This window comes from Ramlibacter pallidus (genome assembly GCF_015070875.1).
Lineage (GTDB): Bacteria > Pseudomonadota > Gammaproteobacteria > Burkholderiales > Burkholderiaceae_C > Ramlibacter > Ramlibacter pallidus.
Map to the genome: position 1 here is coordinate 279144 of NZ_JADDIV010000001.1, position 26070 is coordinate 305213.

The window sequence follows — 26070 nt, forward strand, 5'->3', positions numbered from 1 at the left end:
GCATAGCGTGAGCCTTCGCGAACTCGCCTCCTACTAAGGCTTGTGCAAAAGCCAGGGCGGCGAGCGCCGGCTGGCTGTCCTTGGCTAGTTGTGCCATCGGCTCTCTCCATTGAGGCATAACGTAAAGGTGACCGGCGAACAGTAGGCCGGCGAAGCCGGCCGATAGGGCGTCCGTGTCGACCGACCTGTTGTACGCGGGGGTTGGAGGGAGCCACGGCTTGGATGATGGGCAGGGCCGTCCAAGGGGTAAACAACGGCGACCGCTTCCAGTGGCGCCGGCCACACAAAGCGCATTTCAACCTTCTGAGGGGTGGCGGCGCTCGAAGCGACGGCGCGTCCCCTGGCTGCGAGTGCGACTGCATTGCCAGCAGGCGTGACCGCGGGGCCATTACGCCGTTGGCACGATTGACGGAAAGTACCTGACCGGCTACGGCCTCGAATAGCGGCCTTCGAAGAGCCAGCATGGAACCTGCGCGCGGCGCGCGCCAACGCTCGGCCTGAGAGCTACTGAGGGGGCGTGGCGGGTCCAGGCACCAGCACCCTTGCGGAGCAAAGCCCGACTACGCTTGCGGTACAACGTGAAGGTGACCGGCACGTTGCGGCAAGGGGCCGCACGGTGCACGATTTCCAACGGCGCCGTGCGGCCCCTTGCTGCAACGTGTCCGAGTCGACCGACCTGTTATGCATCACCGTCACGGACGGCCCCACTCAGCGATGCGAATAGCGAGCTTTCCCTGCTCGTCGACCACAAGAAGCGTGACCCCCTCGCAGAATCCTTCTCCGAAAAGGTTCAGGTATGTCCAGGCGACTTCATCGGGCCGCATGTCGGGCATGTCGTCGTCAATGACCTCTACCTCGCATTCCGTAACCGGCTCTTCAGCCCAGGAGATCATCTCCGAATAGCGTTCGGACAGATCCTGCGCGGAGGTGGACGCACGCGCATCCACGCTCAGCATAGCGTGAGCCTTCGCGAACTCGCCTCCTACTAAGGCTTGTGCAAAAGCCAGGGCGGCGAGCGCCGGCTGGCTGTCCTTGGCTAGTTGTGCCATCGGCTCTCTCCATTGAGGCATAACGTAGAGGTGACCGGCACGTTGCAGCAATGCGCCGCGAGGTGCAGGATATCCACCGGCGCCTCGCGGCGCATTGCTGCAACGTGTCCGAGTCGACCGACCTGTTAGACACGCGGCGCACAGTCGCTGCTCTAGCCTTTGCGTACAAACGAAGCTCCCTCGAAAAGATGCGCCCGCTTCGCCTTGGAGCGCGCAAGCTCCAGGACTTCTCCCATGTGCCGAGATGAGACCCCCTCCACCACGACTGGATTGGAGTACCGGTCAAGATCCCGCACGGAGCCCAGACCAAGCTGCCGCAGGTCGCGGTCCAGGTCTTCCATGTAGTTCAGCACTCGGTGCGCGAAATCAGTATTCTCGTCTGGAACGAGGGAGATGCTGAGACTATGCGCCATGGTTGTACGTCGGTCTAACGTTGGAGTTGACCGGCGGACAGTAGGCCGGCAAAGCCGGCCGATAGGACGTCCGCGTCGAACAACCTGTTAGACCGCATGCGCCGCCTCACGTCCAAGGGAAGAAGAAGATGAGGAATGTTGCCACGACTCCGGTCGGCTTCTCGAACGCGGCAGATACGAGCAAGACGACCCCGACGCTACATGCAGCCGCGGGACCCCACCAACTCGAGGAGGCGGCCAGATTCATCCACATTGCGGCCCCGAGGACCAGGAAGAGGCCGCCAATGCCAAACAAGAAGATTCGCGCCAGGACAACGGCTCTCGGGCGAAGACGCGGCTCGCGAGTTGGGAGTTCCATGCGGTCTAACGTCGGAGTTGACCGGCACGCAGCGGCATTGCGCCGCGGGGCGTAAGCTCGCCAGCACGCTTCGCGGCGCAATGCCGCTGCGTGTCCGAGTCGAACGACCTGTTAGACCGCATCACGCCCACATCCCCAGTGCGATCGCGCCCCACTCCCAGCCCCACTAGGATGAATAGCCAACCGTAAAACTGCATAGAAGCTCCGGTAGCAATCGGGAAGCGCCTCTCAGCAAATGCTCGGACTTCGTCGGAGATCGGGCGGCGGTGGGCCTTCCCAAAGATCATTTCGTCCCGCTCGATCTGGTTCATAGGCGAACTGTGTCTCGACAGGTTGAGCGCGTCAACGCCCAGCCAAACGAGAAAGGCGGCAACGAGAAACAGAAGAACTGCCATGTGCGGTCTAACGTCGGAGTTGACCGGCGACCGGCGGAGAGGACCGGAGCGAAGCGAAGGACCGCCGCTGGGCGTCCGTGTCGGACGACTTGTTAGGCTGCAGCGCCACGGACGGTCTCCAAGCGCTCGGTCACCAGACCTCGCATGGCAAAGAATGAGTACAAGAACGCAAATGGCAGAAATATCGCCCACAGCACGACCCAGACGATGAAGCCTTTCTTAAGCTCTCTGCAGAGTCTCCAATACAAGAACACGTAGACGAGAAAGGCGACTGCGCAGGCCCACAGCGCAACCCGGAACACTTGCTCTCCGATCTCGCGATTCCCGGAAATGTTCAAAGCAACGCCACTCGCCAGGCCAAAAAGAAACAGGGCGCAGATGGCTGCGAAGCACAAACGAAGCATTCGGTAGTCGTTTTGCAAGCGGGTCTTCATCTGCAGCCTAACGTGAAGGTGACCGGCGGACCATAGGCGGGCGGAGGCCCGCCGCGAGTACGTCCGTGTCGACCGGTCTGTTATGCGCGAGGGCTGAGGAGTGCACCGAACTCATGATACTGACGCGCCGTTTATGAGGGAAGCGTCGGCGTTGTTAGTGACCCGAACTCGTGCGCGCAAAGAGTCTTTTGAGGCGTTCCCAGGGGTCGCGGCGTACTGTTGCGACGGCGTCAGAAGCAACGGCGTTCGAAGCTAGGGCGCTCACACGATTGACTTGGATGGCCATGCGCTCAAAACGAGGCGCTGCGGCCTGGCACGGACCGCGGCTGCCTCAGAAGGTGCCGCCGAAGGGCCAGCGTACGCCAGCTCGCAGCTCGCGCCACACCGCGGCAAGAGAGCTTCGCTGGGGACGAGGCGTGCCGCATCTAGCGACGCGTGCAGAGGGATCACAACATCAGCGGGGCTGCGGCATAACGTAATTTAGACCGCACCGCACGAACCTGTTATCCCGCACCTGCGGGATAACACCTCCCGCGCATCCACTGCAAGTTGTTGATTCCGCTTCACTTCTTCCTCCCCGTGCCGGATATGAGGTCCGGATAACTCCGACCTGAAATCCCGCATCTGACACTTCGTCGACATGCTGGATAAAACTGCCGGATAAAACTTGCTCCACCGTCGCAGGGTGCTCTCCCAACCCCGCGTCACGGCTCGCCTATCCCCGAGGATGCTACGGCCCAGAAGCGGAGAAGTCCACGCGAAACACCGCACCCTGTCCATCCGCAACGACAGGGACGGGAGACAATGCCCGTGTTGGCCGGGACTCCCTACGAAATGATGTAAGCCCCCGCCCCCGTCGACAGCAGCTTCCCGTCCGCCCCGCGGAACTCCATGCGCGTGCTCGCCACGCGCGACCCGAGGCGCAGCACCTCCGCCTCCAGATCGAAGTACTCGCCGATTCCCGGGCGCAGGTAGTCGATGCGCAGGTCGATCGTCCCCAGCTTGCCGAAGCGCTGCAGCCGCTGCGCGGGCGCCTCGTCCATGTGGCGCGCGCCGATCGCGGCCATCGACGCCAGTCCGCCCATCGCATCGAGCCCGGCGCTGATGACGCCGCCATGCACGCGATTGAAGGTGTAGTGCCCGACCAGGTCGGGCTTCATGGCGATGCGGCCCGTCACGCGGTCGCCGCGCAGGCTGGTGACCTTCAGGCCCAGCACCTGGTTGAAGACGATCCGCGTCTCGAAGATCTCCGTCAGGCCGCGGACGAACTCCTCTTCGAAGACCACTTCGGAAGGCGGCGTCTGGTGGCGCGTCATAGCCCGAGCTGCCTCGCGGCCAGGTCCTTCATGATCTCCTCCGCGCCGCCGCCGATCATCATCACCTTCACCTCGCGATAGATGCGTTCGCTCTTCGTGCCGCGCATGTAGCCCATGCCACCCAGGATCTGAACGGCCTGGTCGGCGCAGAACTGCATGGCCTGCGTGCTGTGGTTCTTGAGCATGCAGACCTGCGCGATCAGCTGCGCGTCCGTTTCCAGCTTGCCCGGCGCCGCCAGCATGGGGTTCCATCCTTCGTCGGCGCCCTGCGTCACCGCCTGCAGCCACGCCTCGGTGGAATGGATGCGCATCTGCATGTCCACCAGCTTGTGGCGGATCACCTGCTTCTCCACCAGCGGCCCGCCGAAGGCCTGGCGCTGGCGCGCCCAGTCCAGCGCCTCGTCGTAGCAGGCGTGCGCGAAGCCGAGCGCCATGGCCGACATCGCCAGCCGCTCGCCGTTGAAGTTGCCCATGACCATGCGGAACCCGGCGCCTTCCTCACCCACCAGGTAGCGCGCCGGCACGCGCACGCCGTCGAAGCGCAGTTGCGCGGTGTCGCTGGCATGCCAGCCCATCTTGTCCAGCCGCGTGCGGGTGATTCCTGGCGCGTCGCCGGGCACCACGATCAGCGAGATGCCGCCACTGCCGCGGTCGCCGGCATCGCCAGTGCGGACCGCCACGGTGATCCAGTCGGCGCGCAGCCCCGAAGTGATGAAGGTCTTCTCGCCGTCGATGACGTACGCGTCGCCGTCGCGGCGCGCCTTGGTGCGCAGGGCCGCGACGTCGGAGCCACCGCCCGGCTCGGTGATCGCGAGCGCGGCGATCTTCTCGCCACGCAGCACCGGCGGGATCACCTCCTGCTGCAGCGCGCGGCTGCCGTGCCGCAGGATCGGCGGCAGCCCGATGTTGTGCGAGAACAGCGCCGCCATCACGCCGCCGCTGGCGCCCCAGCGGCTCATCACCACCGACAGCGCGTTGCGCACCGCGTAAGGCGCCGGCAGGCCGCCGAGTTCCTCGGGATAGCCCAGGCCCAGCACGCCCAGCTTCGCGGCTTCCCGGTACAGCTCGCGCGGGATCTCGCCCGCCTGCTCCCACTGCGCGACGTTCGGCGCCACGCGCTCGTGCATGAAGCGGCGCACGCCATCGGCCATCAGCGCCAGGTCGAAATCCAGGTCTTCGGTCATGCGTCCTCGAAAGTCACCAACACCTGCGACGTGGCCACCTGCTGGCCCGCCTCCACATGCAGCGATCGCACCTTGCCGTCGCGGGCTGCCGCGAGCACGTGCTCCAGCTTCATCGATTCCAGCACCAGCAGCGGATCCCCCTTGCGCACGGCGGAACCCGCGCGCGCGTGCAGCGCCACCACCTTCCCGTTGAAGGGCGCGCGCAGTTCGTTCGCGCCGGCGCCGGCGCCGCTGCCCGCGGGCGGGTCGAAGGACGCATCCTGCAGGAAAAGGTCGACGGCACCGACCTGGACGTGCCAGTGGCCCGTGCCCAGCGACACCACCTGCGCCTGCCCCGCGCTCACGCCTTCGGCCTCGCGGACCGGCACATCGAACTGCGTGCCGCGGTGCCGGATGCGCAGCGGCCGCGTGAAGGGCGACGGCAGCGCCGGGGCGGCGCCGTGCGGCAGCAGCGTGCAGAACGCGGCCTCCGCCGCGGCCCCGAACTCCTCCTGCTGCAGGTGGTGGCGCAGCGAAGCGCCATGCTCGTCGAGGAAGGGAACGAGGGCGTTGCCGTCCGTGAACACGGGATGGCGCAGGCAGGCCGCCAGCATGCGGCGGTTGGTGGGCAGGCCCAGGACGTGCAGGCGGTCGAGGGCGGCCGCGAGCCTGGCGATGGCTTCACCGCGCGTGGACGCGTGCGACACCAGCTTGCCGAGCATGGAGTCGTAGTAGGGCGGGACCTCCAGGCCCTCGAAGAGGGCGTGGTCGAAGCGCAGGGCCGGGGCGGCCACGGTGCTTCCTGCGGCCCCGCCCCGACCCTCCCCCAGCGGGGGAGGGAGGAACTTCAGGACGGTCCCGGCGTGCGGCCGGAAGTCCTCGTCCTCGGCGCAGAGGCGCACCTCGATCGCATGCCCGGTGAAGCGCACTTCGCTTTGCCGCTTCGGCAGCCGCTCGCCCATGGCGATGCGCAGTTGCCATTCGACGAGGTCGAGCCCCGTGACCATCTCGGTCACGGGGTGCTCCACCTGCAGCCGCGTGTTCATCTCCATCAGGTAGAACTCGCCGCCTTCCAGCAGGAACTCCACCGTGCCCGCGCCCAGGTAGCCGCAGGCCCGCGCCAGTTCCACGGCGCACAGGCCCATGGTCTGGCGCAGCTCGCTCGTGAGCGCCGGGCTGGGCGTTTCCTCGATGATCTTCTGGTGGCGGCGCTGCACCGAGCAGTCGCGCTCGCCCAGGTGGATGCAGTTGCCGTGCATGTCGGCAAAGACCTGGATCTCGACGTGGCGCGGCGCAAGCAGCGCGCGTTCCAGCAGCAGGTCGCCGCTGCCGAAAGCCGACTCCGCCTCCGAGCGCGCCGACCGCAGCGCGGGCAGCAGCTGGCCCGCCTCGGTCACCAGGCGCATGCCGCGCCCGCCACCGCCCGCGGCCGCCTTGACCATCAGCGGGAAGCCGATGGCGCCGGCCTCGTGCACCAGGCGCTCGTCCGACTGGTCCTCGCCCTGGTACCCGGGCAGGCAGGGAATGGCCCGCGCCTGCGCAAGCGCCTTCGCGCGCGACTTGTTGCCCAGCGTGCGGATGGCCGCGGCGGGCGGGCCGACCCACAGCAGGCCGGCGTCTTCCACGGCCTGGGCGAACTCGGCGTTCTCGCTGAGGAAACCGTAACCGGGGTGGATCGCATCGGCACCCGCCTGCCGCGCAGCGGCCACCAGCTTGTCGATGCGGAGGTAGGAGTCCGCGGAGGTGCTGCCGCCCAGCGGCACCGCGAAGGTCGCCTCGCGCACGTGCAGCGCGGACGCGTCCGGCTGCGCATACACCGCCACGGTCTCCAGCCCCATGCGGTGCGCGGTGCGGAAGATGCGCCTGGCGATCTCTCCGCGATTGGCGACCAGCAGGCGCTTCATCGCCTCAGGCCGCCGGCGCGCGCTTGGCGACGCCCATCAGCTTGGCCAGGATGCCCATCATCACCTCGTCGGCCCCGCCGCCGATGGAGGCCAGGCGGCCGTCGCGGTACATGCGCGAGACCTTGTTCTCCCACGTGTAGCCCATGCCGCCCCAGAACTGCAGGCAGGTGTCCGGCACCTGCCGGTACAGGCGGCCCGCCTTCAGCTTGGCCATCGTGGCGAGCTCCAGCACGTCCTGCCCCTGCACGTACAGCTCGCAGGCGCGGTAGGTCAGCGCGCGCAGCGCCTCCACTTCCGTCTTGAGCTCCGCCAGCTTGAACTGCACCCACTGCTGGTCGGCGAGCGCCGCACCGAACAGCTTGCGCTCCTGCGCCCATTCCACCGTCCACCGGATGCAGTTGTCCAGCGCCACCAGCGCGCTGGCGGCGCACCACAGGCGCTCTTCCTGGAACTGCTGCATCTGGTAGATGAAGCCCTGGCCCTCCTCCCCGATGCGGTACCGCTGCGGCACCCGCACCTCGTCGAAGTAGATCAACCCGGTGTCGCTGCTGTTCATGCCGATCTTGCGGATCTTCTTCGCCACCTCGATGCCCGGCCGCAGCCTGCCCTGTTCGCGCATGGGCACCATCACCAGGCTCTTGTTCCTGTGCGCCGGCCCCTCGCCGGTGTTCACCAGCATGCACATCCAGTCGGCCTGGAGGCTGTTGGTGATCCACATCTTCTGGCCGGTGATCACGTAGTCGCCGCCGTCCTTGCGCGCGCGGCTCTTGATGCCGGCGACATCGCTGCCGGCGGCCGGCTCGCTGACGCCGATGCAACCCACCACGTCGCCCGCGATCGCCGGCGCCAGGAACTCGCGCTGGAGTTCCTCGCTGCCAAAGCGCGCCAGAGCCGGCGTCGCCATGTCGGTCTGCACGCCGATCGCCATCGGCACGCCGCCGCAATCGATGTGGCCCAGCGCCTCCGCCATGGCCATCGAGTACGAGTAGTCCAGGCCGGCGCCGCCGTGCGCCTCCGGCTTGGTCAGACCGAGCAGCCCGAGCTGGCCGAGCCGCTTGAAGACCTGGTGCGCCGGGAAGATCTCGGCGGCCTCCCACTCGTCGACGTGCGGGTTGATCTCGTCGTCGATGAAGCGCTTGAGCGTCTTCTGGATCTCGAGGTGTTCATGGGTGTACTGCACGTGCGTCTCCTCTCACATGCGGGCCACGCCGAACTGCATGGGCCGCGGTTGCGCCGCTTCGCCTTCGGCGATGGTGTCCAGGCAGAACGCCAGCACCGCCCGCGTGTCGCGCGGGTCGATCACGCCGTCGTCCAGCAGCAGGCCCGACGTGTAGAAGGCGTCCGCCTGCGACTCGAACACCTGCACGATCTTGTCGAACTGCGCCTTCGCCTGCACCGGGTCGGGCCGCTGCCCCTTGCGCCCGTGCGCCGCCTCGGTGACGATCTGCATGGTGCGCGCGGCCTGCTCGCCGCCCATCACGGCCGTGCGCGCGCTCGGCCAGCTGAAAAGGAAGCGCGGCGCGTAGCCGCGGCCGCACATGCCGTAATTGCCCGCGCCGAAGGAGGCGCCGCACTGGATGGTGAGCTGGGGCACGGTGGCGTTCGTCACGGCCTGGATCATCTTGCTGCCGTGCTTGATCATGCCGCCCTGCTCGCTCTCCCGGCCCACCATGTAGCCGGTGGTGTTCTGCAGGTACACGATGGGGTGGCCCAGCTGGCACATCCACTGGATGAAGTGGGTGGCCTTGTTGGCGCCCGGCACGTCGATGGGCCCGTTGTTGCTGACGAAGCCGACCGCGTGCCCGCCGATGCGGCCTTGCGCGCACAGCGTCGCGGCGCCGTACAGCGGCTTGAATTCGAGGATGCCGTCGTCGACGAGGCGCACCATCACCTCGCGCATGTCGACGGGTTCGCGCAGGTTGGCAGGCATGAGGGTAAGGAGGTCTTCACGCTGGGGAGCGCCCCCACCCCAACCCTCCCCCGGAGGGGGAGGGAGCGAGGCAGTCACCCTCCCCCCTTGGGGGAGGGCCGGGGTGGGGGCACGCCCCAGCCGCCCCACCACCTCCCGCGCGATCCCCAGCGCATGCCGGTCATCCTCCGCCAGGTACTCGCCCAGCCCCGACATCGCGGTGTGCATCTCCGCCCCGCCCAGCTCCTCCTCCGTCGCGACCTCGCCGGTGGCGGCTTTCAGCAACGGCGGGCCGGCGAGGAAGGCGCGCGAGCGGCCCCGCACCATGATGACGACGTCGCTCAACCCCGGCATGTAGGCGCCGCCGGCCGTGCCCGACCCGTGCTGCACGGTGATGACGGGGATGCCCGCGGCCGACAGGCGCGCGAGGTTGCGGAACAGCGCGCCGCCCTGCACGAAACCTTCGACGCGGTAGCGCATCAGGTTGGCGCCGGCGCTTTCCACCAGGTGCAGGAACGGCAGCCGGTTCTGCAGCGCGATCTCCTGCACGCGCAGGATCTTCTCCAGCCCCATCGGCTGGATGGCGCCGGCGTCGATGCCCGAGTCGCTCGCCACCACCATGCAGCGCACGCCGCGCACGAAGCCGATGCCGGCCACCACGCCGCCGCCGGGCACCGAGGCATCGGGCTCCCGGGCGTCCTGCAGGTACCCCGCCAGCGTGCACAAGGGCAGGTAGGGCGTGCCCGGGTCCAGCAGCAGCCCGACCCGCTCGCGGGGCAGCAACTGCCCGCGCTTCTCGAACACCGCGCGCGCCTCGGCCGACCTCTCCGCCGCGCGCTGCTCCAGCGCGCGCAGCTGGCCCACGCGCGCCAGCATGGCCTCGCGCCGCTGGCGGGCGAGCGGTCCTTGCGCGTTCCAGGCCGATGCGAAGTTCATGCGCGGAACAGCTTCGGCGTTTCGTACCGATGGAAGCCGTCGAAGGGCTTCACCGCGTCGCGCTCCCGCGCCTCGGCCGGCGCGGCCACCTGGCCCCAGCCCTGCCGCACCTGCGGGCGAGCGCCGTCGATGCGCAGCACAGTGCCACTGATGAAGGCGGCCGCCGGAGACAGCAGGAACACGATGCCCGCGCTCGTCTCGGCCTCGTTGCCGAAACGCCCGGCCGGCACCGTTTCCTGCATCTCGCGCAGCATGCCGGCGGCCTCGGGCGGGTAGTGGTCCATGCCGCTGGAGGCGATGTAGCCCGGCGCCACCGCGTTCACGCGCACGCCGCTCTTCGCCCATTCCAGCGCAGCGGTTTCCGTGAAGCTCACCATGCCGGCGCGCGCGGCGCCGCTGTGCCCCATGCCCGGCATGGAGCCCCAGATGTCGGCGACCATGTTGACGATGGCACCGCCGTGCGCCTGCATGGACTGCAGGTAGCACTCGCGCGCCACCAGGAAGCCGCCCGTGAGGTTGGTCGCGACCACCGCGTCCCAGCCCTTGGCGCTGATCTGCTCCAGCGGCGTGATGTACTGGCCGCCCGCGTTGTTCACCAGGCCGTCGATGCGGCCCTGCGCGACGACGATGGCCTGCACGACGTCCTGCACCGCCGCTTCGTCGCGGATGTCGACCGCGTGGAAGCTGCAGCGGCCGCCGTCGACCACGATCTCGCTGGCCACGTGCTGCAGCTTGTCGAGCTTGCGCCCGAGCAGCACGACGTGCGCGCCCAGTGCCGCGAGCTCGTGCGCGGTGCAGCGGCCGATGCCCGAGCCGCCACCGGTGACGACGACCACCTTGCCGGCGAACAGGCCCGGCCGGAACACGGAACGGTAGGCGCTCATGCCTTCTCCCCGATGAACAGTGACAGGGCGGCCTGCGTCAGGTCGTCCAGGGATGCTTCCTTGCGGCGGTCGAACCACTGCACCGACCAGTTCAGCGCGCCGAAGATCATCAGGCGGGCCAGCTTCACGTCGGCCTTCAGGCGACCGGAGGCATGCAGGGCCTGCAGCACCGGCTCCCAGGCGGCCTCGTAGGTGCTGCGCAGCTCGGACAGCGCGGCGTGCTGGCGCGCCGTGATCGACCGGGCCTCGTAGAGCATGACCGGGATGAAGTCGCTGCCGGGGCCCAGCAGGATCTCGAAATGGTTACGCACCAGCAGCCGCAGTTGCTCGGGCGGCCGCAGCCTGTCCATGCCCGCGGCGGCGATCGCCTGCTCCTGCCGTTCGACCGCGTGTCGCATGCCCTGCTCCATCACGGCGAACAGCAGTGCCTGCTTGCTCTCGAAGTGGTAGAACGGGGAACCGCTCTGCATGCCGGCGGCGGCGGCGATGTCGCGGGTGCTGGTGCCGTCGAAGCCCTTGCGGCGGAACAGGCGCGCGGCGCCCAGGATCAGCTTGCGGCGGCGGTTGCCGTCGTCGCGCTCGTCCACCGTCTTGCGGGGCCGCCCGCGTGGCCGCTTCGCCGCGGCGGGCACGGCGGCAGCGCGGCGGGCGGTGGCGGTCTGCATGGCGCCGGACCATAGCAGACGCCGGGATTTTCGGCAAGCAAGTGCTTGGTGAAAATCTAGCGGCGAAGCACCTCGGCCAGGTACGGCGCCGTCCGGCTGCCCCGGGCCTGCGCCACTTCCTTCGGTGGACCGGCCGCCACCACCGTTCCACCCTCCGCGCCGGCGCCCGGCCCCATGTCGATCACCCAGTCCGCCTGCGCCACCACGCGCATCTCGTGCTCCACGACGACCACGGTGTTGCCCTCCTCCACCAGCTTCTGCAGCTGCGCCATCAAGCGGTCGACGTCGCACGCGTGCAGCCCCGTGGTCGGCTCGTCCAGGATATAGAGCGTGTCGCCGCGGTGCGTGCGCTGCAGCTCGGTGGCCAGCTTGATGCGCTGCGCCTCGCCGCCGGAAAGCTCCGTCGCCGGCTGGCCCAGGCGCAGGTAGCCCAGGCCGATGTCCTGCAGCACCTGCAGCGGGCGCAGCACCTGCGGCTCGCCGGTGAAGAACGCCGCGGCTTCGTCCACCGTCATGCCCAGCACGTCGGCGATGCTGCGGTCCTGCCAGCGGATCTCCAGCGTCTGCGCGTTGTAGCGCGCGCCGTGGCAGGTGGGGCAAGGTGCATATACGCTCGGCATGAAGAGCAGCTCCACGGAGACGAACCCTTCGCCCTCGCAGGTGCCGCAGCGGCCCTTGGGCACGTTGAACGAGAAGCGGCCCGGGTCGTAGCGCCGCTTGCGGGCGGCCGGCGTGGCGGCGAACAGCTTGCGGACCGCGTCGAACAAGCCGGTGTAGGTGGCCAGGTTCGATCGTGGCGTACGGCCGATGGGTTTCTGGTCCACCTGCACCAAGCGCCCGATCGCACCGGTGTCCCCGGCCAGCCGGCCCGACCAAGTGCCGTCGCGTGCGTCGGCGTCCATCGCTTCGTCGGCCTCTTCCTCGTTGCCCGGCAGATCGCTGCCGAGGTGTTGCGCGACGAGTTCCAGCAGCGCGCGCGTGACCAGGGTGGACTTGCCGGAGCCGGACACGCCGGTCACCGCCGTGAGGCAGCCGACGGGGATCGCGGTGTCCAGCCCTGTGAGGTTGTTGCGCGTCACGCCTTCCAGGCGCAGCCAGCCCCGTGGCTCCCGTGGCGCGACGACCGGCAGCGGCACCTCGCCGAACAGGTGCGCGCGCGTCTGCGAAGCCTCCACCTGCGCCAGCCCCTGCGGCGGCCCGCTGTACAGCACCTGCCCGCCCTTCTCGCCCGCCGCGGGGCCGACGTCCACCAGCCAGTCGGCCTTGCGCATCAGCGAGAGGTCGTGCTCCACGACGAAGACGGAATTGCCGCTGCGCTTGAGGCGCTGCAGCGCGTCGAACAGCGCCTCGCCGTCGGCGGGGTGCAGGCCGGCCGACGGCTCGTCCAGCACGTAGATCACGCCGAACAGCTGCGATCCGAGCTGCGTCGCCAGGCGCAGGCGCTGCAGCTCGCCGGGCGACAGGGTCGGCGTGGTGCGGTCGAGGGACAGGTAGCCCAGTCCCAGCTGCCGCAGTGTCTCCATGCGTCCGACCACGTCATGCGCCAGGCGCCGCGCCGCGACGCGCTTCTCCTCCGACACCGGCGAAGTGAGCCGCACGTCGGGCGCGGCCGCATGCGCGTTGCCGCCATGTGCGACCCGCTCGCGCGTGGCACGCCGGGACGCGGCCCGCGACAGCGTGTCGCCGGCGGGCGTCACCTCCTGCAGCCGCCCTTCGGCGACCGGCCGCAGGATCCCGGCCACTTCGTCGATGGGCAACTGCGACAGCGCACCGATGTCGTGGCCCGCGAAGGTGACCGCCAGCGCCTCCGGCTTCAGGCGCTTGCCCGCGCACACGGGGCATGGCGTGCTGACCATGTACTGCGACACGCGCTTCTTCATCATCGCGCTCTGCGTGGTGGCGAAGGTGTGCAGCACGTAGTTGCGCGCGCTGGTGAAGGTGCCCATGTAGGCGGGGTCGGTCTTGTGCCGCAGCGCCGCCTTCGTTTCCTTCGGCGTGAAGCCGGGATAGACCGGCACCGTCGGCGTTTCGTCGGTGAACAGGATCCAGTCGCGCACCTTGCGCGGCAGCGCCTTCCACGGCGTATCGACGTCGTGGCCCAGGGTGACCAGGATGTCACGCAGGTTCTGTCCGTGCCAGGCCGGCGGCCAGGCCGCGATGGCGCGCTCGCGGATCGTGAGCGCGTCGTCCGGCACCATGGACGCCTCGGTGGCGTCGTACACCCGACCCTGCCCATGGCAATGCGGGCACGCGCCTTGCGGCGTGTTGGGCGAGAAGTCCTCCGCGTACAGCATCGGCTGCCCCGGCGGGTAGTGGCCGACGCGCGAATAGAGCATGCGCAGCAGGCTGGAGATGGTCGTCACGCTGCCGACCGAGGAGCGCGTGCTGGGCGTGCCGCGCTGCTGCTGCAGGGCCACGGCCGGCGGCAGGCCGTCGATGGCATCGACCTCGGGCACGCCGGCCTGGTCGATCAGGCGGCGCGCGTAGGGCGAGACCGATTCGAGATAGCGGCGCTGCGCCTCGGCGTAGATCGTGCCGAAGGCGAGCGAGGACTTGCCCGAGCCCGACACGCCGCTGAACACCACCAGGGCGTCGCGCGGCACGTCCACGTCGACGTCGCGCAGGTTGTGCTCGCGGGCGCCGCGCACGCGCACGAAACCGCGTTCGCGCGGCTCCTGCTGCGGGGGCGGCTCATCGGGCGCGGCATTGCCGGCTTTGCGTTCCTTGGCCATTCCCCACGGTACAGCCTGTCGCGGCACCGCCCGGTCGGATGCATCGGAAAGTACTGTAGGAGCGGCACGCCCTAAGATGGGCGGATGTCCGCGCCGCTGCCCGCCCCCGTCCCCCGCAAGCCCGTCCACACCCGCCGCATCGCCTTCGAAGGTTTCCTGCGCGAGGACGGCCTCTGGGACATCGACTGCGAACTGAAGGACACCAAGGCCGAAGACATCCACATGCGCGAACGCGGCGTGCTGCCCGCCGGCGAGCCGGTGCACTTCCTGCGCGTGCGCCTGACCCTGGACGACAGCCTGACCATCCGCGGCGTGCAGTCGGCGACGCTGAACGTCCCGTTCGAGGAGTGCCACGTCGCCGCGCAGGACCCCATGCAGAAACTGGTCGGCCTGACGATGGGGCCCGGCTGGCGCAAGGCCATCGACGGCGCGATCGGCACCGTGGCCGGTTGCACGCACCTGCGCGAGCTGGTGTTCAACGCCGCCACGGCGGCCTTCCAGATGATCCCGCACTACCGCGCCACCCACGGCGACACCCGGGTCGACGCGCCGTCGGCCGGCGCCCGGCCGCCCTTCTACATGGGACAGTGCATGACCTGGCGGTTCGACGGGCCGGTGGTGCAGCGCCTGGCGCCGCAGTTCTACCGGCCGCCGGCCGTCACGAAGGAAGACTGAGGCCGGCCGCGCGCGCCAGCAGCAGTTCGCGCTCGCGCGCATTGCCTGCCAGCTCCGCCGCCTGCAGGAACTCCGCCCGCGCTTCGTCGTTGCGCCCCAGTTTGGCCAGCAGGTCGCCGCGGACGCTGGGCAGCCACTGGTAGCGGCGCAGCGCCGCGTCCGCCCGCAAGCGGTCGACGATCTCCAGCGCCGCGGCCGGACCGTCGGCCATCGACACCGCGACCGCGCGATTGAGCTCGATCACGGGGGAGGGCGCGACCTGGGCGAGCTGCGCATAAAGCGCCGCGATGCGGAACCAGTCGGTCTCCGCCGCCGTGTGCGCCCGCGCGTGGCAGGCGGCGATCGCGGCCTGCAACGCGTACACGCCGCGGGCGCCGCCCAGCGCCTCGGCGCGCTCCAGCGCCGCGAAGCCGCGGCGGATCAGCAGGCGGTCCCAGCGCGTCCGGTCCTGGTCCGGCAGCAGCACCGGGCGGCCTTCGGCATCCGTGCGGGCCGCCGTGCGCGACGCCTGCAGTTCCATCAAGGCCACGAGGCCGTGGACTTCGGGTTCGTCCGGCGCGATGCCGGCGAGCATGCGCCCCAGGCGCAGCGCCTCCTGCACCAGTGCCGGCCGCATCCAGTCGTCACCCGCTGTGGCCGTGTAGCCCTCGTTGAACACCAGGTACACGACCTCCAGCACGGAGGCGAGACGGGGCGCCAGCTCTTCGCCGCGCGGCACCTCATAGGGCACCTTGGCGTCGCTGAGCGTGCGCTTCGCGCGCACGATGCGCTGCGCGATGGTCGGCTCGGGCACCAGGTAAGCCCGCGCGATCTCGTGCGTCGTGAGGCCCCCCAGCAGCCGCAACGTCAGCGCCACGCGCGCCTCCGTCGACAGCACCGGGTGGCAGGCGGTGAAGATCAGGCGCAGCAGGTCGTCGCCGATGTCGTCCTGCCGCGCGGCGTCCAGAGCGTCGACGAAGTCGGGCACCACCAGCGCCTCCTGCGCCTCGAGGTCGTGCCCGAGTTCCTCCAGCTTGCCGTCGCGCATCTTCGCGTGGCGGATGTGGTCGAGCGCGCGGCGCTTGGCGGTGGCCATCAGCCAGGCTCCCGGCTTGTCGGGGATGCCCTCGCGCGGCCAGTGCTCCAGCGCGGCGACCAAGGCGTCCTGCGCCAGTTCCTCGGCCACGCCGATGTCGCGCACCATGCGCGCGACCACCGCCACCACCTTGGCGGCGTCGATGCGCCAGACGGCGGCGATGGCATCGTGGGTGGCCGAGTGCATGCGCGGAGGGTCAGGCTTGCGGCGGGGCGGCCTTGGGGTCCATCCACACCAGCTCCCAGACGTGGCCGTCCAGGTCCTCGAAGCCGTGCGAGTACATGAAGCCGTGGTCCTGCGGCGCGTTGGGCGCGGTGCCGCCGGCGGCCAGCGCCTTCTTCACCAGCGCGTCCACTTCCTCGCGGCTGTCGCAGGAGAGGCAGACCAGCACCTCGGTGACCTTCTTCGCGTCGGCGATCGGCTTCTTGGTGAAGCCCTGGAAGAACGGCTCCACCAGCAGCATGGTGAAGATGTCCTCGCTGATCACCATGCAGGCGCCCTGCTCGTTGGTGAACTGCGGGTTGAAGGAGAAGCCGAGGGCCTTGAAGAACGCCTGCGAGCGTTCCATGTCCTTGATCGGCAGGTTGACGAAGATCTTGCGGGCCATGAAGATTCCTTTGGGTTCAGTGGCGTTCGGCGCGCAGCTTGAGGGCCGCGAGCCCGTTCTCGAATTCGGAGCCGATCATGCGGTCCATGTTGACGAAGAGGCCGATCAGCCGGCTGAGGAAGGGACTCTCGCCCTGCATGGACCAGGACACGTCCGTGGCGTTGCCGCGCGGCCGCAGGGTGAACTCGATGTCGTTGCGCCCTTCCATGGGCTTGAGCATGTGCAGTTCCATCCGCACCTTCGCCGGCGCGGCGTCGACGATGCGCAGGCTGCCGCTGCCGGACTTGCCGCCTTCGAAGTGGTACGCGGAGCCCGGGCCCGTGGCCGGCCCGCGGTATTCGCCCTTCATGGCGGGGTCGCGGTTGAAGGGGTTCCAGGTGTTGAATTGATGCAGGTCCGCGATCATCGGCTGCAGTTTCTCCGGCGGCGCCTGCACGGTCAGCGAGCGTTCCACGCGGTAGCTGCCGGGCCGCAGGGCGGCGGCGACCAGGACGCCGGCGACGACGGCGAGCGAAAGGAGGGCGATGGCCTTGAGCATGGCGGCCTCAGCGCAGCTCGAGCCGGTCGAAGCGCTGCTTCGTGCCGGACTGGATCAGGCCCTCGAAGTCCTCCATCTCGTACAGCTGGCGGACCTCGATGTGGCAGCGGACGCCTTCGCCGATGGGGTTGGGGAAGCGGCGCGACCACTCGATCGCCTCTTCGCGCGTGCGGGTCTGGATCAGCGTGTAGCCGGCGACCAGTTCCTTGCTCTCGGTGAAGGGGCCGTCGATGACGCTGCGCTTGCTGCCTTCGTATTCGACGCGCCAGCCCTTGCTGGTGGGTTGCAGGCCGGCGGCGTCGAGCAGCGCGCCGGCCTTGGCGAGTTCCTCGTGGTAGCCCGCCATGGCGGCGAACACCGGCTCGGGGTTGTCGGGGAAGCGGCCCGCCTCGGAGTCGGCGGTGGCCTTGACGATGATCATGAAGCGCATGGACTTCTCCTGGGGTGGTGGAAGGGAGCGCGCTTTTCCTGCGCTCCTGGTTCCACGACGAAGGAGGGACGGCCCGATCGACAAGGCCGACTCAGTAGAAACCCTGGGCCTCAAAGGAAACAGGGACCGGTCTCGCGGACTTCCACGGTGGCCCACTCGGCGGCGGGGCAGGTCGCCGCGATGTCCAGGGCTTCCTCCCGGGTCTTGCACGCCAGCAGGAAGAAGCCGCCCACCATCTCCTTGGCTTCGGCAAAGGGACCGTCGAGCACCTGGGCGCGGCCGGAACGGACCTGCACCCGCGCGCCGCCCTCCTCCGGGCTGAGCAGGGATTCGCCGGAGACCAGCAGGTCGCGGTCGCGCAGGCCGCGTCCCCACTGCACCATGCGCTCGTAGACGGCCTCGCCTTGCGCGCGCGTGCGCGTCGCGCGCTGTCCGGCGGGTTCGTGGATCAGGAGCATGTAGGCCATGCGGCGCATGATAGTGCGCACTTTCGGCCGCGTCATCCACCAGCCGGGATGGGATCAATCCACGAAGAAGTCGGGGATGAACTTGCGGTTGCCCGGCGTCACCGCGTAACGGTCGAGGTCCGTGTGGCCATGCTGGCCCAGCAGCGTGTCGTCGATGTGGAAGTTGCCGCTGTTCTTCGCATCCGCCGCGTCGGACGTGAGGACGAGGTAGGCCGCGTCCGCCAGGATCTCCGGCGTGCGGCAGGCCTTCAGGTCGACGCCCGGGATCATCTGCAAGGCGGCCGTGGCGATGGCGGTGCGCGGCCACAGGCTGTTGACGGCGATGCCGTACTGGCGGAACTCGCCGGCGTGTCCCAGCGTGCACATGCTCATGCCGTACTTGGCCATGGTGTACGCGGTATGCGGCGCGAACCAGTGCTCCTTCATGGACAGCGGCGGCGACATGTTGAGCACGTGCGGGTTGCGACCCGCGGCGGCGGACTTCTTCAGCTCGGCCAGGCAGGCCTGCGTGCACAGGTAGGTGCCGCGCGCGTTGATCCCGTTCATCAGGTCGTAGCGCTTCATCGGCGTGTGCTCGGTGTCCGTGAGGCTGATCGCGCTGGCGTTGTTGACCAGGATGTCGATGCCGCCGAAGGTGAGCACCGCCTGCTGCACGGCCGCCAGCACCGCGGCCTCGTCGCGGATGTCCACCTGCATCGGCAACGCCTGGCCGCCGGCGGCACGCACCTCCTCCGCTGCGCTGTAGATGGTGCCGGGCAGCCGCGGGTCGGGCTCCGTGGTCTTGGCGGCGATGACGATGTTGGCGCCGTCGGCGGCGGCGCGCTTCGCGATCGCCAGGCCGATGCCGCGCGAGGCACCGGTGATGAAGAGCGTCTTTCCCTGGAGCGTGGGCATGGGGCCTCCTTTGGCTGTTCCGCCGCATTGTGGGGCAGCGGGGGAGCCAGCGTATCCTCAGCCCTGCGGCTTCGGCGGCAGCCCGCGCAGGTACAGGTGCAGGGCCCGCACGTCGGTGTCGCTCATCTCGCGCAGGGAGTTGAACGGCATGACCTTCACTTCGCTGCCGTCGTGGCGCTTGCCGGTCCGGAACAGGCGCAGCAGCGCATCGGCATCCGGGTAGCGGGTCATCACCGTGCCCTCGCCGGGCGTGAGGTTGGACGCCGCAGGCCAGTCCGGCGGGCCGCCCGGGATGCGGCCACCGGCCAGCTGCGGGCCATGGCAGCCCAGGCACATGTTGGCGACGTAGGCGCCGTGCGCCACGTTCACGCCTTCGGCGACGGGCTGCGCCGGCGGCAGGGCGTGGTCGATCTTGGCGGCGGCGTCCTGGATCGCGCCGAAACCGTAGAGCACGCGCACCGGCACCGGCAGCCGCAGTTCGGCCGCTCCGCCTTCGGCGGGCGGCATGGAACGGACGTAGGCGACCAGTGCGGCCAGGTCCGCATCGGTGAAGCGGTTGTAGTCCTCGCTGGGCATGATCATCAGGGGGCGCCCGTCGGGCGCGACGCCGTGCCGGATCGCGCGCACCCAATCCTGCGGCTGGTAGCCCCCGACCACGCCGCCCGCCGCGCGCGTGATGTTGGGGCCGCGGATCTTCAGCCCGTCGGCCTCCTCCACGAACGTCCGCCCGCCGCCGTTGGCACCGTGGCAATCCACGCAGCCGCGAGAGGCGAACAGGTAGCGGCCGCGCTCCACGGCCGCCGCGTCGGTGGTGTACGCCACCGGCTGCACCTTCACCTCCACCCGGCGCTGCATCTTGCGGTCGGCCAGTTGCAGGCCCGCGAACACGGCGCCGGCCACCAGCACCGCCAGCAGGCCGGCGGCGAGCCCCAGCCTCTTCATCCACTTCCCCATCACCTTCTCCTCTAGAATGGAGGCAAGCTCCAATTTTGGTGTTTGTGTCGAAAAATGGATGGTATGTCAAATTACTGGCCGACGTCAATGCCACCCCTCCCCCCCGCCCTGGCCGCGGCCTTCCTCGAGGGGACGAGCGGCGGCCCCAAGCGGGAGCGCACCCATTCGCAGCTGCTCCATGCGGCCGTGCAGGTGATCTGCGAGCGCGGATTGCAGGCCGCGACGATGCAGCAGGTCGCGCAGGCGGCCGGCGTGACGACGGCCACGCTCTACAACCACTTCAGCACGAAGGACGCGCTGGTGCAGCGGCTGGCGGCGGTGCTGGCCGAGACCCTGTGCCGCGCCATCAACGACAGCTACGCCCACATCGCCGACGGCGCCGAGCGCATGGCGATCGGCCAGAGGCGCTACGTGCGCCTGGCCGCCGACAGCCCGGACTGGACGCTGCTGCTGCTCGACGTGATGACGGCGAGCCCTCTCGTGCAGGAAACGATCATGCAGTACCCCCTGGCGGACCTGCGCCTGGGCGTGAAGCAGAAGAAGTTCAAGGTGCCCAGCGAGGCCGCGGCGCTGGACGCGATCAATGGCATCTGCACGCAGGCGATGCGGCGCGTCGCGCTCGGCGCGGCGCCGGCGAAGCACGACCAGGCCTGTGCGGCCCTGCTGCTGCGTGCGCTGGGGATGTCCGCGGCGGAGGCGGCGGAGGTCGCGGCCCGGCCGCTGCCCCCGCTCACCATGGAAGGCTAGACCTTCGAGAAGTCCGGCTTGCGCTTTTCCATGAAGGCCGTGAAGGCTTCCTTGGCGGCCGGCTCCTGCAGCATGCGGCGGAAGCTGTCGCCTTCGTCCTTCATGCGCGCCACGGCGGCCTGCTGCTGCCCCAGCTTCATCAGGCGCTTGATCTCGACCAGGCTGGAAAGCGGCTTGGCGGCCAGCTTCTTCGCCTGCTGCTGCGCGTAGGCATTCGCTTCCGTCGGCGGCAGCACGCGGTTGACCAGGCCGACCTCGAGCGCGGCTTCGGCCATGAAGGGCTCGCCAAGCAGCAGCGCCTCGGCGGCGCGGTGGTAGCCGAACATCTGCGGCACCAGCAGGCTCGACGCCGCCTCGGGGCACAGGCCCAGGTTCACGAAGGGCATGGAGAAGGCGGCGTTGTCGCCCGCATAAACCAGGTCGCAGTGGAACAGCAGCGTGGTGCCGACGCCAACGGCCGGACCGCACACCGCGGCCAGCAGCGGCTTGGGAAAGGTGGCGATGCCGTGCAGGAAGCGGAACACCGGGGATTCCTCGCCGGCGGGCGGCTTGTTCAGGAAGTCGCCGATGTCGTTGCCGGCGGAGAACACCGTCTCGTGCCCCTGGATCACCGCGACGCGCACGGATGCGTCGTCGCGCGCGCGCTGCAGCGCGTCGGCGAGCGCGCCGTACATGTCCGACGTGATCGAGTTCTTGCGCTCCAGGCGGTTGAGCGTCACGGTCATCACGCCGGCTTCGGCGTGGGCGAGGATTTCCTGGCTCATTGGAGGCTTTCCTTCACGAAATCGAGGCGGTCCTGGCCCCAGAACATCTGGTCGCCGACGAAGAAGGTGGGCGCGCCGAAGACGCCGCGCGCCACCGCATCCTGGGTCACGGCCTTCAGGCGTTCCTTCACTTCCGGGTCGCCGGCGAGCGCCAGCATCTGCTGCGCATCGAAGCCCGCCTGCTGCAGCACTTCGCCGACGGTCGCCGGGTCGTTCATGTCGCGCGCCTCCACCCAGATCGCGCGGTACACGGCGTCGGTGTAGGGCAGCATCCGGGCGGGTTCGCGCATCTGCAGCCCGGTCGCGATGCGCATCAGCGCCAGCGTGTTGATCGGGAAATGCGGGTTGTGGCGGAACGGCGCGGCGTAGCGCCGGGCGAAGCGATCGAGGTCGTCCAGCAGGTACTTGCCCTTGGAGGGCACCTCCGTCGGCGACCGGTTGCCGGTGGCGTGGAACACGCCACCCAGCAGGAAGGGCCGGTACGCAATGTTGGCGCCGGCCTCCCGCGCGATGCGCGGCAGCTGCGTCCAGGCAATGTAGGCGGCGGGGCTGCCCACGTCGAAATAGAACTCGACTTCCTTGCCCATCAGAATTTCTCCATCCAGGGACGCAGGTCCAGCTCGTGCGTCCAGGCGTCGCGCGGCTGCTGGTGCAGCATCCAGTACGTCTCGGCGATATGGTCGGGGTTCACGATGCCGTCCTGGTCCTTCAGTGCATAGCGATCGGGGAAGTTCTCGCGGATGAACGCGGTGTCGATGGCGCCGTCGACGACGACGTGCGCCACGTGGATGCCGCGCGGGCCGAGCTCGCGCGCCATGCTCTGGGCGAGCGCGCGCAGGGCGGCCTTGGCGCCCGCGAACGCCGCGAAGTTGGCGGAGCCACGCAGCGACGCCGTCGCGCCCGTGAAGAGGATCGTGCCGCGGCCGCGCGGCGCCATGCAGCGCGCCGCCTTGCGTCCCACCAGGAAGCCGGCGAAGCACGCCATCTCCCAGATCTTGAAGTACTTGCGCGCCGTCTCTTCCAGGATGCTGCTCTGCACGTTGGCGCCGATGTTGAACACCAGCACCTCCACCGGGCCGATGCGGCCTTCGATGTCGTCGAACAGCGCCGCGACCGCGTCCTCGTCGCGCGCATCGGAAGCAAAGCCATGGGCCGTGCCGCCTTCCGCGCGGATCTGCTCCAGCAGCGGCTGCAGCTTGTCGGCATTGCGCCGCGCGGCGCACACCGTGTAGCCGCCGCGCGCGAAGCGCCGCGCGATCGCGCCGCCCGTGGCGTCACCGGCGCCGATGACGACCGCCACCGGGCGCGCTGCTGCTTCGGCCATGGGGCTCACTCCTTGTAGTAGACGACCTGGTGGGTGGTGGCCAGGAGCCGGCCGGCTTCGTCCCACAGCTGTCCCGCGTGGTCGAAGTAGCCCCCGCCGAAGCCCTGCCCCTGCGCCTGCACGAGCAGGTAGCCGGACGAGGCGGCCGCCAGGTGGGCGGCGTCGGCGTGGAAGTAGACGGTCATGCTCACGGTGCCAATGGCCGTCAGTTTGGCACGGCGCAGCCAGACGCGGGGGAAGAACACGTCCGCCAGGGCGGTGAGCGACGCGAAGTCGAGCGGCCGCGCCGGGTCGTCGCGCACCCACAGGCGCGTCAGGCTGCTGGCGTTCTCGGCGCCCTTCCATTCCTGCGGGATGGAACCTTCCAGGAAGCGCATGTCGTAGCGGTTGAGCCACTCGACGCCGTGGCGCGGCGTGCGCGGCGTGTCGTGGGGGCGCGGCACCTGCGGCATGCGGGCCTCGTGGCCGGACCAGGTCTCGCGCCGCACCGCGGTGAACACGGTGGCGGTGATGACGACCTCGTCGCCCTGCAGCATCTCCACGATCCAGTGCTGGGTGGAGCGGTTGGTGCGGGCGGGCCGCGGCCGGGCGATGAAGGGGCCGTCGGCCAGGGCCGCCGCGAAGTTGATGGTCAGGGACACCGGGTCGCCCAGCCGCTGCGGGTGCGCCAGCACGGACTGCAGGCACTGCGCGGCGGTGATGCCGCCGTACGGCCCGATCATGTTGGCGTAGGCGGGGCTGGTGCGGCCCTGGAAGCTGCCGTCCGCCTGCGGCTGCAGGGCGACGGCTTCGTCGAAGGGATGCGTGCTCATGCGGCTTGCGGCGTGGACAGCGTGCGCAGCCGGTCGGCCATCCGCGGCCAGAGGCGCGTTTCCTGTTCGCTGCGGAAGGGACCGAAGTGGCCGATGCGCCGCAGGGCCACGTCGGCCGGCGCGATCCGCTCGATCTGGCGCGGCGCGTTCTCGTACAGCGACACCAGGCTGCGCGTGCCCTGCAGCGTCATCAGCTCGTCGTCGGAGATGGAGAGCGCCAGCACCGGGAAACGTGCGCGCGCATAGGCCGCGCGGGCCAGCTCGCCCTCCGCGCCCACGCTGTAGCGCGGATGCAGGCACCAGCGGCGCCACTGCAGGATGACGCCGGCCGGCAGGTCGCCGACCTTGCGCAGCTTGCGGCCGGGGAAGTAGCCGCACAGGCGCGTGGCCACCGGCACCAGCACGAACCAGAACCACGGGATCACGCGCTTGAGTTGCGGTGCGTTCTCGCGCCAGTAGCCGCTGCCGGCCGCCACGCTGAGCAGGCCGCTGACCTTGGCCTGGTTGGAGAGCAGGCCCGGGAGCTGCGCGCCCAGGCTGTGGCCGAGGAGATGGAGCGGCGCATCCGGCAGTGCCGCATGCGCGTGGTCGATGGCCGCCTCGTAGTCGCGCGTCCAGTCGAACAGGTCGGCCCGGAAGCCGCGCAGGCTGGCCGGCGCCGACTCGCCGCTGCCGCGGTAGTCGAAGGTGGTCACGCGCCAGCCCTGCACCGCGAGCCAGGTGGCGAAGGGTGCGTAGAACTCCTGCCGCACGCCCATCGCGCCGCCAATGACGACGTTACCGGCGGGCGAGCCTTCGGGCGCATAGACGCGAGCGGAGATCTCCGCGCCGTCCGTGGCCCTCAGCGTCACTCGTTCCATGCTTACTCCTCTCGTTGCTGTCTTCTTTTCTTCCTCCCTCCCCCTCTGGGGGAGGGTCGGGGTGGGGGCACTCGGTCGGCCGCGCGCCCCCATCCCTTCCTTCCCCCAGAGGGGGAAGGAAAAAATCCGTCACACGCGCTCGAAGATCCCCGCCGCGCCCTGCCCCATGCCGACGCACATCGTCACCATCCCGTACTTCAGGTTGTTGCGGCGCAGGGCGTGCACCACGGTGGCGGAACGGATCGCGCCGGTGGCGCCCAGCGGGTGGCCCAGGGCGATCGCGCCGCCCATGGGATTGATCTTGCTGGCGTCCAGGCCCAGTTCGCGGATCACGGCGAGCGACTGCGCGGCGAAGGCCTCGTTCAGCTCGAACCAGTCGATGTCTTCCTGCTTCAGGCCGGCGGACTTGAGCGCGGCGGGGATCGCCTGGATCGGGCCGATGCCCATGATGTGCGGCGGCACGCCGCGGCTGGCGTAGCTGACGAAGCGCGCGAGCGGCTGCAGGTTGAAGCGCTTGATGGCCGCCTCGCTGGCGATGATCAGCGCGCCGGCGCCGTCGGAGGTCTGCGAGCTGTTGCCGGCCGTGACGCTGCCGCGCGCGGCGAACACCGGGCGCAGCTTGCCCAGCGCCTCGAGGGTGGTGTCCGGGCGCGGGCCTTCGTCGAGCTTCACCGTGTGGGTGTCGATCGCGACTTCGGCGGATTCGAGGTCCAGCTGGCGCTCCTCGACCTGCACGGCGGTCATCTCGTCGGCGAACAGGCCGGCCTGCTGCGCCTTCACGGCGCGCTGGTGCGAGGCCAGGGCGAAGGCGTCCTGGTCTTCCCGGCTCACCTTGTATTGCTGCGCCACCTTCTCGGCGGTGAGGCCCATGCCGTAGGCGATGCCGTAGTTGCCGATGTCGTCGGGGTCGCGGAAGATCTCCGGCGACAGCGAGGGCGTGTTGCCCATCATCGGCACCATGCTCATGCTCTCGGTGCCGGCGGCGATCATCACGTCGGCCTCGCCGACCCGGATGCGGTCGGCGGCCATCTGCACCGCGGCCAGGCCGGAGGCGCAGAAGCGGTTGACGGTGATGCCGCCCACGCTCTTGGGCAGCCCGGCGAGCACCGCGCCGACGCGCGCCACGTTCAGGCCCTGCGGCCCTTCGGGAATCGCGCAGCCGCAGATCAGGTCTTCGATGGCGTTCGGGTCGAGGTTCGGCACCTGCGCCAGCGCCGCCTTCAGCACCGTGGCCAGCAGGTCGTCGGGCCGGGTGTTGCGGAAGAAGCCCTTGTGCGAACGCCCGATGGGCGTGCGCGTGGCGGCGACGATGTAGGCGTCCTGGAGTTGCTTGGTCATGGTTGGTTCCTGGTATTCACTCCCTCCCCCTCTGGGGGAGGGCTGGGGTGGGGGCACGCGGCCCCCAACGCCTGCAATTGGTCGAGGATGGACTGGCGTACGCCGTCCAAATTCGTCAGTGCTGCGTTGCTCGGAAATCGCAGCACCGCAAAGCCGTGGGCGCGAAAGAAGCCATCTCGCCGGCCGTCGTAATCGACTTGCCGCTCGTGCTGGGACCCATCGAGCTCCACGATCAGCTTGGGGGCGAGGCAGGCGAAGTCCGCGATGTAGTTGCCGAGAGGGTGCTGACGGCGGAACTTCACTCCGAGTTGCTCGCCACGCAGGCCAGACCAGAGCTTGCGCTCGGAATCCGTCATCTCGCGCCGAAGCACGCGCGCGTTGCGCTGGGCCGTCGATGTGGACTGGTTCTGCATGCGTGGTGTGCCCC

Annotated in this window: 26 protein-coding genes; 2 read left to right on the top strand and 24 right to left on the bottom strand. The window is 69.4% G+C overall.

The window, feature by feature from the left end; translation table 11 throughout:
• Positions 1-692 precede the first annotated feature (692 nt).
• From IM787_RS01400 to IM787_RS01445, 10 genes are all read right to left on the bottom strand, one after another.
• Positions 693-1049 carry a hypothetical protein gene (locus tag IM787_RS01400; protein WP_193674840.1) on the bottom strand — a complete coding sequence of 119 codons (357 nt, stop codon included), beginning with the start codon at positions 1047-1049 and terminating at the stop codon, positions 693-695.
• A 1258-nt stretch (positions 1050-2307) separates the two neighbouring features.
• Positions 2308-2649, bottom strand: a complete 342-nt coding sequence (locus tag IM787_RS01405; RefSeq protein WP_193674841.1) for a hypothetical protein — start codon at positions 2647-2649, stop codon at positions 2308-2310.
• Positions 2650-3476: 827 nt separating this feature from the next.
• Positions 3477-3965, bottom strand: a complete 489-nt coding sequence (locus IM787_RS01410) for a thioesterase family protein (RefSeq protein ID WP_193674842.1) — start codon at positions 3963-3965, stop codon at positions 3477-3479.
• Positions 3962-5149, bottom strand: coding sequence for an acyl-CoA dehydrogenase family protein (locus tag IM787_RS01415; protein ID WP_193674843.1), 1188 nt, complete (start codon positions 5147-5149; stop codon positions 3962-3964). Before IM787_RS01415 ends, IM787_RS01410 begins: the two co-directional genes overlap by 4 nt.
• A complete protein-coding gene (locus IM787_RS01420; RefSeq protein WP_193674844.1) occupies positions 5146-7032 on the bottom strand; it encodes an acetyl/propionyl/methylcrotonyl-CoA carboxylase subunit alpha in 1887 nt (628 codons plus the stop codon). Before IM787_RS01420 ends, IM787_RS01415 begins: the two co-directional genes overlap by 4 nt.
• 4 nt (positions 7033-7036) lie before the next feature.
• Positions 7037-8212, bottom strand: a complete 1176-nt coding sequence (locus IM787_RS01425) for an acyl-CoA dehydrogenase family protein (protein WP_193674845.1) — start codon at positions 8210-8212, stop codon at positions 7037-7039.
• Between the two features lie 12 nt (positions 8213-8224).
• Positions 8225-9877 (bottom strand): acyl-CoA carboxylase subunit beta, encoded by a 1653-nt coding sequence (locus IM787_RS01430; RefSeq protein WP_193674846.1) that lies wholly within the window; start codon positions 9875-9877, stop codon positions 8225-8227.
• A complete protein-coding gene (locus IM787_RS01435) occupies positions 9874-10761 on the bottom strand; it encodes an SDR family oxidoreductase (protein WP_193674847.1) in 888 nt (295 codons plus the stop codon). The genes IM787_RS01430 and IM787_RS01435 overlap by 4 nt, the downstream gene beginning before the upstream one ends.
• Positions 10758-11426, bottom strand: coding sequence for a TetR/AcrR family transcriptional regulator (locus tag IM787_RS01440; protein ID WP_193674848.1), 669 nt, complete (start codon positions 11424-11426; stop codon positions 10758-10760). Before IM787_RS01440 ends, IM787_RS01435 begins: the two co-directional genes overlap by 4 nt.
• Positions 11427-11482: 56 nt before the next feature.
• Positions 11483-14158, bottom strand: coding sequence for an excinuclease ABC subunit UvrA (locus tag IM787_RS01445; protein ID WP_193674849.1), 2676 nt, complete (start codon positions 14156-14158; stop codon positions 11483-11485).
• Between the two features lie 84 nt (positions 14159-14242).
• On the opposite strand from IM787_RS01445, the gene IM787_RS01450 reads away from it, so the two are divergent.
• Positions 14243-14833, top strand: coding sequence for a DUF2889 domain-containing protein (locus tag IM787_RS01450; RefSeq protein ID WP_193674850.1), 591 nt, complete (start codon positions 14243-14245; stop codon positions 14831-14833).
• On the opposite strand, the gene IM787_RS01455 is transcribed toward IM787_RS01450, so the two are convergent.
• The 7 genes from IM787_RS01455 to IM787_RS01485 all read right to left on the bottom strand — a co-directional run bounded on the left by IM787_RS01455 (position 14817) and on the right by IM787_RS01485 (position 19798).
• Positions 14817-16094 (bottom strand): RNA polymerase sigma factor, encoded by a 1278-nt coding sequence (locus IM787_RS01455; RefSeq protein ID WP_193674851.1) that lies wholly within the window; start codon positions 16092-16094, stop codon positions 14817-14819. The genes IM787_RS01450 and IM787_RS01455 overlap by 17 nt on opposite strands.
• A 10-nt stretch (positions 16095-16104) precedes the next feature.
• On the bottom strand, positions 16105-16515 hold the full coding sequence (locus tag IM787_RS01460) for a VOC family protein (protein ID WP_193674852.1): 411 nt from the start codon (positions 16513-16515) through the stop codon (positions 16105-16107).
• A gap of 16 nt (positions 16516-16531) precedes the next feature.
• Entirely contained in the window at positions 16532-17053 is a 522-nt protein-coding gene (locus tag IM787_RS01465) for an SRPBCC family protein (RefSeq protein WP_193674853.1), read from the bottom strand.
• 7 nt (positions 17054-17060) lie between these two features.
• Positions 17061-17483: a YciI family protein gene (locus IM787_RS01470; protein ID WP_193674854.1), complete on the bottom strand. Its 423-nt coding sequence runs from the start codon at positions 17481-17483 to the stop codon at positions 17061-17063.
• A gap of 110 nt (positions 17484-17593) precedes the next feature.
• A complete protein-coding gene (locus IM787_RS01475; protein WP_193674855.1) occupies positions 17594-17950 on the bottom strand; it encodes a YciI family protein in 357 nt (118 codons plus the stop codon).
• 54 nt (positions 17951-18004) lie between these two features.
• Positions 18005-18844, bottom strand: a complete 840-nt coding sequence (locus tag IM787_RS01480) for an SDR family oxidoreductase (RefSeq protein WP_193674856.1) — start codon at positions 18842-18844, stop codon at positions 18005-18007.
• Between the two features lie 57 nt (positions 18845-18901).
• Complete coding sequence (locus IM787_RS01485; protein WP_193674857.1) at positions 18902-19798, bottom strand: c-type cytochrome; 897 nt, start codon at positions 19796-19798, stop codon at positions 18902-18904.
• Positions 19799-19885: 87 nt separating this feature from the next.
• Here IM787_RS01485 and IM787_RS01490 point away from each other — a divergent pair, with 87 nt between their 5' ends.
• Complete coding sequence (locus tag IM787_RS01490; RefSeq protein WP_193674858.1) at positions 19886-20545, top strand: TetR/AcrR family transcriptional regulator; 660 nt, start codon at positions 19886-19888, stop codon at positions 20543-20545.
• On the opposite strand, the gene IM787_RS01495 is transcribed toward IM787_RS01490, so the two are convergent.
• The 7 genes from IM787_RS01495 to IM787_RS01525 form a co-directional block, all read right to left on the bottom strand.
• On the bottom strand, positions 20542-21309 hold the full coding sequence (locus tag IM787_RS01495; RefSeq protein ID WP_193674859.1) for an enoyl-CoA hydratase: 768 nt from the start codon (positions 21307-21309) through the stop codon (positions 20542-20544). The genes IM787_RS01490 and IM787_RS01495 overlap by 4 nt on opposite strands.
• Complete coding sequence (locus IM787_RS01500) at positions 21306-21896, bottom strand: 2-hydroxychromene-2-carboxylate isomerase (protein ID WP_193674860.1); 591 nt, start codon at positions 21894-21896, stop codon at positions 21306-21308. The genes IM787_RS01495 and IM787_RS01500 overlap by 4 nt, the downstream gene beginning before the upstream one ends.
• Positions 21896-22633 carry an SDR family oxidoreductase gene (locus IM787_RS01505; RefSeq protein ID WP_193674861.1) on the bottom strand — a complete coding sequence of 246 codons (738 nt, stop codon included), beginning with the start codon at positions 22631-22633 and terminating at the stop codon, positions 21896-21898. The genes IM787_RS01500 and IM787_RS01505 overlap by 1 nt, the downstream gene beginning before the upstream one ends.
• 5 nt (positions 22634-22638) lie before the next feature.
• Positions 22639-23445, bottom strand: a complete 807-nt coding sequence (locus IM787_RS01510) for an acyl-CoA thioesterase (RefSeq protein WP_193674862.1) — start codon at positions 23443-23445, stop codon at positions 22639-22641.
• Positions 23442-24305: an alpha/beta hydrolase family protein gene (locus IM787_RS01515; protein WP_193674863.1), complete on the bottom strand. Its 864-nt coding sequence runs from the start codon at positions 24303-24305 to the stop codon at positions 23442-23444. The genes IM787_RS01510 and IM787_RS01515 overlap by 4 nt, the downstream gene beginning before the upstream one ends.
• 129 nt (positions 24306-24434) lie before the next feature.
• Positions 24435-25643: an acetyl-CoA C-acyltransferase gene (locus tag IM787_RS01520; RefSeq protein ID WP_193674864.1), complete on the bottom strand. Its 1209-nt coding sequence runs from the start codon at positions 25641-25643 to the stop codon at positions 24435-24437.
• A complete protein-coding gene (locus tag IM787_RS01525; RefSeq protein ID WP_193674865.1) occupies positions 25640-26056 on the bottom strand; it encodes an endonuclease domain-containing protein in 417 nt (138 codons plus the stop codon). The genes IM787_RS01520 and IM787_RS01525 overlap by 4 nt, the downstream gene beginning before the upstream one ends.
• Positions 26057-26070 lie beyond the last annotated feature (14 nt).